The 6859-nt window shown below is 49.5% G+C and carries 7 protein-coding genes; all 7 read left to right on the top strand.

Going from position 1 to position 6859, the window contains the following annotated elements:
• Positions 1-466 (top strand): xanthine dehydrogenase family protein subunit M (locus tag FP827_04625; protein MBA3052358.1); only part of this gene is annotated, 466 nt, incomplete at its 5' end.
• Between the two features lie 65 nt (positions 467-531).
• On the top strand, positions 532-1155 hold the full coding sequence (locus FP827_04620) for an MBL fold metallo-hydrolase (GenBank protein MBA3052357.1): 624 nt from the start codon (positions 532-534) through the stop codon (positions 1153-1155).
• Positions 1156-1240: 85 nt separating this feature from the next.
• Positions 1241-1810: a nucleotidyltransferase family protein gene (locus FP827_04615; GenBank protein ID MBA3052356.1), complete on the top strand. Its 570-nt coding sequence runs from the start codon at positions 1241-1243 to the stop codon at positions 1808-1810.
• Between the two features lie 12 nt (positions 1811-1822).
• Positions 1823-2626 (top strand): hypothetical protein, encoded by an 804-nt coding sequence (locus FP827_04610; GenBank protein MBA3052355.1) that lies wholly within the window; start codon positions 1823-1825, stop codon positions 2624-2626.
• Positions 2627-2628: 2 nt separating this feature from the next.
• Complete coding sequence (locus FP827_04605; protein ID MBA3052354.1) at positions 2629-3396, top strand: DUF4912 domain-containing protein; 768 nt, start codon at positions 2629-2631, stop codon at positions 3394-3396.
• Entirely contained in the window at positions 3397-4974 is a 1578-nt protein-coding gene (locus FP827_04600; protein MBA3052353.1) for a DUF1957 domain-containing protein, read from the top strand. It abuts the gene before it with no gap.
• An 11-nt stretch (positions 4975-4985) separates the two neighbouring features.
• Positions 4986-6859 (top strand): DUF3536 domain-containing protein (locus FP827_04595; GenBank protein ID MBA3052352.1); only part of this gene is annotated, 1874 nt, incomplete at its 3' end.

Genomic DNA, 6859 nt, shown 5'->3' with positions numbered 1-6859 from the left:
CGCCATCCCCGCGTTATACGCTCTGGGGGCTGTCATAAAAACAGATATGAGGTCTGTTCCCGCGGATAAATTTTTTACGGGACCCAAAAAAACCGTTCTCAAAAAAAATGAACTGATAACAGAAATATCTATACCCAGAAAAAACAACAAATCTTTTTTCTCGAAGATAGGCCCGCGAAAAGCTCTCGCCATCTCAAAGGTGTCGTCGGCCGTCTCTCTTGTTATTTCCGGCGGCCTTATACGCGAAGCGGGAATAGCTTTCGGGGCGGTGGGGCCGACCGTCATAAGAGCCGCTGAAACAGAGAAATTCCTTAAAGGCAAAAAGCTCAATAAAGCTGTTATTTCCCGCGCGGCAAAAACCGCAGCCGGAGAGATATGCCCTATAGATGATTTCCGAAGCACGGCGAAATACCGCCGTGAAACCGCCGCCGTTATAATAGAGCGAGCGCTCCTTAAAGCGATTTAAAGCGCGGTAACCCGGACTTGCAGTCAGAAATTTTGTGAAAAGGAGGCGGATTGAATACTGACGGAATTTTCTGGCTGGGGCAGTCGGCTTTCAGGATAGAATCCGGAGGAAAGGTTCTTTATATTGACCCTTACATGATCACGGATCCCGCGAAAAAAGCCGATATCATCCTTATAACGCACGCCCATTTTGATCACTGCTCGGTCGGAGATATCCAGCAAATAACAAAAAAAGACAGCTTTATAGTCTCGGCTGAAAGCTGCGCCGGAAAATTCGAAAATGAGGTCAAGACAATGAGGGCCGGTGATGTTCTGGATGCGGCGGGATTTACCGTCGTGGCTGTAAGGGCATATAACACGGATAAAAACTTTCACCCCAAAAGCAGCGGCTGGCTGGGCTTTGTTGTGACACTGCCTGACGGGAGAAGGATCTACCACGCCGGCGACACCGATAATATTCCTGAAATGAAGGATATAAAAAACATTGATATCGCCTTTCTGCCTGTGGGCGGTACCTACACGATGGACGCGGAAGAAGCCGCGTCAGCGGCCCTGGTGATATCGCCGAAAATCGCCGTACCCATGCATTACGGCTCGGTTGTGGGTTCTTCCGCCGACGCCGGGCAATTCGCGTCTCTTCTCAAAGGCAAAATCAAAACTGTCATAATGGGGTCAGGCCTTGATATTTGACGACACTCCTGCGGGAACAGTCCCTATTGATGTCACATGTCAAGACCTGACCCCGGTTATTCTTGCGGCGGGGTTTTCGTCGCGAATGAAAAACAGTAATAGGAACCGTCCCCATTACCCTAAAGCTCTTCTGGAAATAAGGCCGGGTGTCACATTTTTAGAGGAGATTTACCGCAAAGTTTCGGTTTTTTCAGACAGGGTGATAGTTGTCCTCGGCTCCGATAAAGACGAGATCCTCGCTCGCGTAAATATCCCGCGCTCTGAAATCGTCTATAATGCTGATTTTGAAAAAGGTATGTTCTCCTCAGTGAAGGCGGGGCTTTCAAGGCTATCACGCGAAAAGGCTTTTATGATCAATCCGGTGGATTGCCCGGGCGTTAGACAAAGCACTTACGAAAGTCTCATCCGGCAATGGGAAAAATATCCGGAGAAGATACATATTCCTTCTTTTGAGGAAAGAAGAGGCCATCCCGCGATCTATCCCGCGGGCCTGGTGGGAGAGATCCTTTCCAGTCCTGATGACCTCGGTGGCGGGCTCAAGTTTTTTCTTGAAAAGGAAAAAGATCTGATTTTGCACTTTGACACGGATGATAAAGGTGTTATAATAGATGTTGACACGTTCGCGGATTATGAAAGATTCGCGCAACGCTTTTGAAGAGAGAAAAAAATGATTGATATAGATAAAATGGAAGCCATCTCCGAGGCAGGCCTGCCTGCTGTTATAGCGACGGTAATAAAGAGCGCGGGCTCGGTGCCTCGCGGACCCGGAGCTTCCATGGTGATTTTTTCCGACGGTACCACAAGAGGCACGGTTGGCGGCGGGGCGCTTGAGAAAATGGTGGAGGAAGAAGCGGCGCTCGCTATTCAGAAAGGCGCCTCGCGAAGTGTTTTGTTTAATCTGAGCGGATCAAAAATGAAAAACCGCGTTGACACGGGAATGATCTGCGGCGGCGAAACCGAAGTTTTTCTGGATATATATAAACCGCCGGTCAAGCTGTTTATATGCGGGGCGGGTCATATAGGAAAGGTGCTGGTGAAGATGGCCACGGTAATGAAATGGGACTGCGAGCTTATTGACAGCAGAAAGGAATATATTAAAAAGAGTGGAGTGAAAAAAGCTCTGTTTGTTCCCTCGTATAAAAAAGCCTTTGATAAGAAAAAAATAGGCTCTGACACGGCGGTCATCATCGTTACGCACGGCCATGCGGGCGACGCGGACTGTCTTGAGGGGGCTCTGAAAACAAAAGCGTTTTACATAGGCATGATAGGCAGCCGCGTCAAAGTGCCTGCGACTTTTGCAAAACTGCGTAAAGCGGGCACAAACATTGACAGCAGGGTTTACGCGCCCGTGGGCATGGACCTGGGGGGCGAGAGCCCGGAAGAAATAGCTTTGTGCATAACGGCTGAGATAATGAAAGTGCGAAATAATACTTTAGGCGGCCATCTGAGGATACCGTCGGGGAGGAAGTGAAAATGAGAGTCTATCTGATAGCGGAAAAATTTAAGGTGAGCGTGTCCTATATTCTTCACGCGGCTAAAAAACTCGGGATGCGGAAAAAATACGCCATATCAAATCTGACTGAGACTCAGGAGGAAAAGATCAGGGCGTTAATAAAGAAAAGCAGCAAAAAAACCGCTAAAAAAAAGATACTTAGCGACCTGAAAAACAAGGACAGGAAAGCGACTTCCCCCGTCAAAAAACCTCCGGAACAACCCGTCCAAAAGGAAGTGTTCATAGACATGGGACCGGCCATCCCGGCCAAATACAATGATGAAACTCTCGTTATAATGCCCCGTGATCCCTCGTGCATGTTCGCTTACTGGGAGATCAGCCGCAGGATATACGGGCCGCTTGTTCTGAGGGTTTACGAACTGGATAAATCCGGCGACAGATATTATTTCGACACCGATGTGAACGGCCTCATAAATAACTGGTATGTAAAGGTGCCGCACCCCGGAAGGAAGTACAGGGCTGAGATAGGCTATATGAACAACGGCGTTTTTACCGGCATTCTCTCATCAAATGTCATAGACGTGCCCAGTTCTTCCATTTCCGAGGAAGCGGATGAAAACTGGATGATAGTCAAGGAAGACCTGAAAGAGATCATCAAAGAGAGCGGCCTGGATAAAGAATCCCGAAGCAGTCTGAGACAGGCGCAGTCAAACACACGGCTGCTTTTCGAAATACTTAAACAAGGCAGTGTCGCCGGAAGCTCTTCATCGCTAATAAAGAAAAATTAAATGCTCAAGGGCTATCTCTGTATTGTTCTTCACGCTCATCTTCCTTTTGTACGGCATCCGGAATGCCCCGATTTTCTTGAGGAAGACTGGTTTTACGAAGCCGTAACGGAAACATATATACCGCTGCTCCTGGTTATGGAGCGGCTCGAAAAGGAAGGCGTTGATTTCCGTCTGACAATGTCGGTGACGCCTCCTCTGGCAAACATGCTCTCCGACGGTCTTTTGATGGAGAGGTATTCCAACTATCTCAAAAATCTGGAAACCCTGATAGAAAAAGAGGCGAAACGCGCCGTTAAGGCGCCGGCCATAAAACCCGCGGTTGAGATGTACAGGCAGCGTTTCCGCGACTGCCGGAGAATGATAAACAAGCACAGCGGCAATCTGATAAAAGCTTTCAAATATTTTCAGGACAAGGGCGTTCTTGAGATAATAACATGCACCGGCACCCACGGTTTTCTTCCGCTTATGAGCGAGAAGAAAGACCGTCAGGCTCAGGTGAGGGCGGCTGTGGCCGATTACCGCGAGAAATTCGGAAAATCTCCCAGGGGAATATGGCTGGCGGAGTGCGGCTATACATCCGGCGTGGATGAGATCCTCGCTGAAAACGGTATCAGGTATTTTTTTACGGACACTCACGGCATACTTTACGGCCGCCCGCGGCCCAAATACGCCGTTTACGCCCCCGTTTACTGTCCGTCGGGCGTTGGCGTCTTCGCCAGAGATGTAGAGTCCTCAATGCAGGTGTGGAGCTCCGAATGCGGTTATCCCGGCGACAGCAGATACAGGGAATTTTACAGGGACATAGGCCACGATCTTCCCGAGGATTATATCGGAGAGCATCTGCACCAGGACAGGGTGAGAAGGAATATCGGGATCAAATATTACAGCATAACGGGCAAAGTGGCGCTGAACAAAAAAGATTTTTACGACCCCGCCGCGGCGCGCCAGGCCGCCGATGAGCACGCAGGCCATTTTCTTTTCTGCAGGACAGCCCAGTGCGAGCACCTCTCTTCGGCTCTCGGAAAAACGCCGCTCATCGTCTCGCCCTATGACGCCGAGCTCTACGGGCACTGGTGGTTTGAGGGGCCGGAATTCATATACCGCCTTTTTAAAAGGCTTTCCGGCCAATCCATAATTGAGCCAGTCACGCCTTCAGCATATTTAAAGAAGCATCCCGGCCTCCAGATCCTCAGCCCCACGCCGTCAAGCTGGGGCGACAAGGGCTACAATGAGGTCTGGCTGAACGCTTCAAACGACTGGATATACAGGCATCTGCACCATGCCGCGCGGAAGATGATCTATCAGGCGGAGAAAAATAAAAACGCCTCCGGCATCAGAAAGCGCGCGCTGAATCAGATGGCGAGGGAGCTTCTTCTGGCCGAGTCCAGCGACTGGGCCTTTATAATGACGACGGGAACGATGGTGCCCTACGCGCACAAAAGAACCAAGGTGCATCTGAAGAATTTTCTTGAACTGGAAAAAATGCTTGAAAGCGATAATATTGACGGGGATTTCCTGAAAACCTGCGAAGAGAGGAATAATATTTTCCCGAATATCGATTTCAGGATCTATATCTGAAGGAGAAATGGATGGCTGAACGATATGTGATAGTGCACGGGCATTTTTATCAGCCCCCCCGCGCGAACCCGTGGCTCGGTAATGTCCTGAGGCAGGAGTCGGCCGAGCCTTATCACGACTGGAACGAAAAGATATTCCACGAATGCTATCTTCCCAATTCGGGAGCGCGCATACAGAACGATAACGGTTTTACCATTGACATGGTGAACAATTTTGAGCTCATGTCTTTCAATTTCGGCCCCACACTGGCGGAGTGGTTCAGGAGCAGGCATCCCGAAACATGGAATATTGTAAAGAAGGGCGATGCGCGAGCGCTGGAACTGCTCGGCCACGGTAACGCTATCGCCTGCGCTTTCAGTCACAGCATTCTCCCTCTGAGCCCGGATTTTATAAGAAAAACGGATATTCTCTGGGGTCTGAAATCTTTTGAAAAGGATTTCGGAAGGCCAGCTGAAGCGATATGGCTTCCTGAAACAGCTGTAAACGACGCTGTGGTAGATGAACTGATAAGCATTGGCCTAAAATATGTTCTTCTCGTCGCCACTCAGATAGAATCGGCCCACCCCGTCAATATCAAACATAAAAGGGATGTATCCGAGAGAAATATAGATCCGAGATACCCTTACAGGATCACAAACGCGAAAGGGAGCATAAATGTCTTTGTGGCCCATCATGAGATATCGCACGATGTGTCCTTCAATCATCTTCTGTCGGACAGCCGCACGGCGGCGGACAGGATAGAGGGCGCTTTTTCCGCGCACACCCATCACGACCAGGTCATCACCATTCTTTGCGACGGCGAGACTTTCGGCCACCATCAGGCCTTCGGCGACCGCGGGCTGGCTTATCTTTTAAAATACGAGCTGCCTTCAAGGGGAATCAAAGTCGTCAATCCCGCATATGTGTGCGAACAAATAACGCCCTCTTGGGAAATAAACATAAAAAACGGCGCTGACGGCCTCGGCACCGCATGGTCCTGCGCTCACGGCGTCGGCAGATGGAAGGAAGACTGCGGCTGCGGCAAGGAAAACGGCCAGACACAGGAATGGAGGGGGCCGCTTCGGGAGGCTTTCAATTTCGCGGCTACCGGGATATGTTCTTATTTCAGAGAAGAGCTGGGCAAATATACACATGAGCCCGACGGGGCGCTGGCGGAGTATCCCGCTATACTGCACAATTTTTCGGCGACGGACGCTTTTATATCACGCTTCTTCGGCGCGGAAACCGCTTTTGAGGCGAAAAGAAGGATACTGACACTCTTTGAGATGCTCAAGCAGACGCTTTTTTCTTTTACCTCATGCGGCTGGTTCTGGTCGGAAATAAGCGGCATTGAGCCCGTTCAGAACATAGCTTACGCCGACAGGGCGCTGGAACTCTATAAACAGCTTTCGGGAAAGGACATAAAAGAGGATTTTCTCAAGATACTGGAGGGCGCCCCGTCCAACGTGAAAAGTCTGGAAAACGGCAAAAGGGTTTTTGAAAAATACATTGTTCCGCAGGAGGAAACATGCCACAAATTCGCGGCGGGCCTCATAATACAGATGCTTTCTTCAGGGATAGAAAAAACGGTGTCAAAAGACGGCCGGCATTACCATGTTTTTATTAATCCGGCGGGAAAACAGCTTGATTACTACAAAAAGGACACGGAAGAGACGGTGTCTTACAAATACGAGATCAAGAACAGGGACATTCCCTTCGCCATTCAACTTTTTGTGGACGGCAAAGAAAAATTTTATTCTCTCGATAACATCTTCGCCGAATCCCGCCGCAGGATAATGGAGAAATTCTGGATGGATAAGATAATCGAGCTGAAAGACATATACAACACTCTTCTGGATCATTTTCTGGAATTCGAGGGCATGTTCCATTTTTTCAAGCAGCCCGT

The organism is Candidatus Omnitrophota bacterium, assembly GCA_013791745.1.
Lineage (GTDB): Bacteria > CG03 > CG03 > CG03 > CG03 > CG03.
This window is presented reverse-complemented; position numbering and strand designations above follow the sequence as displayed.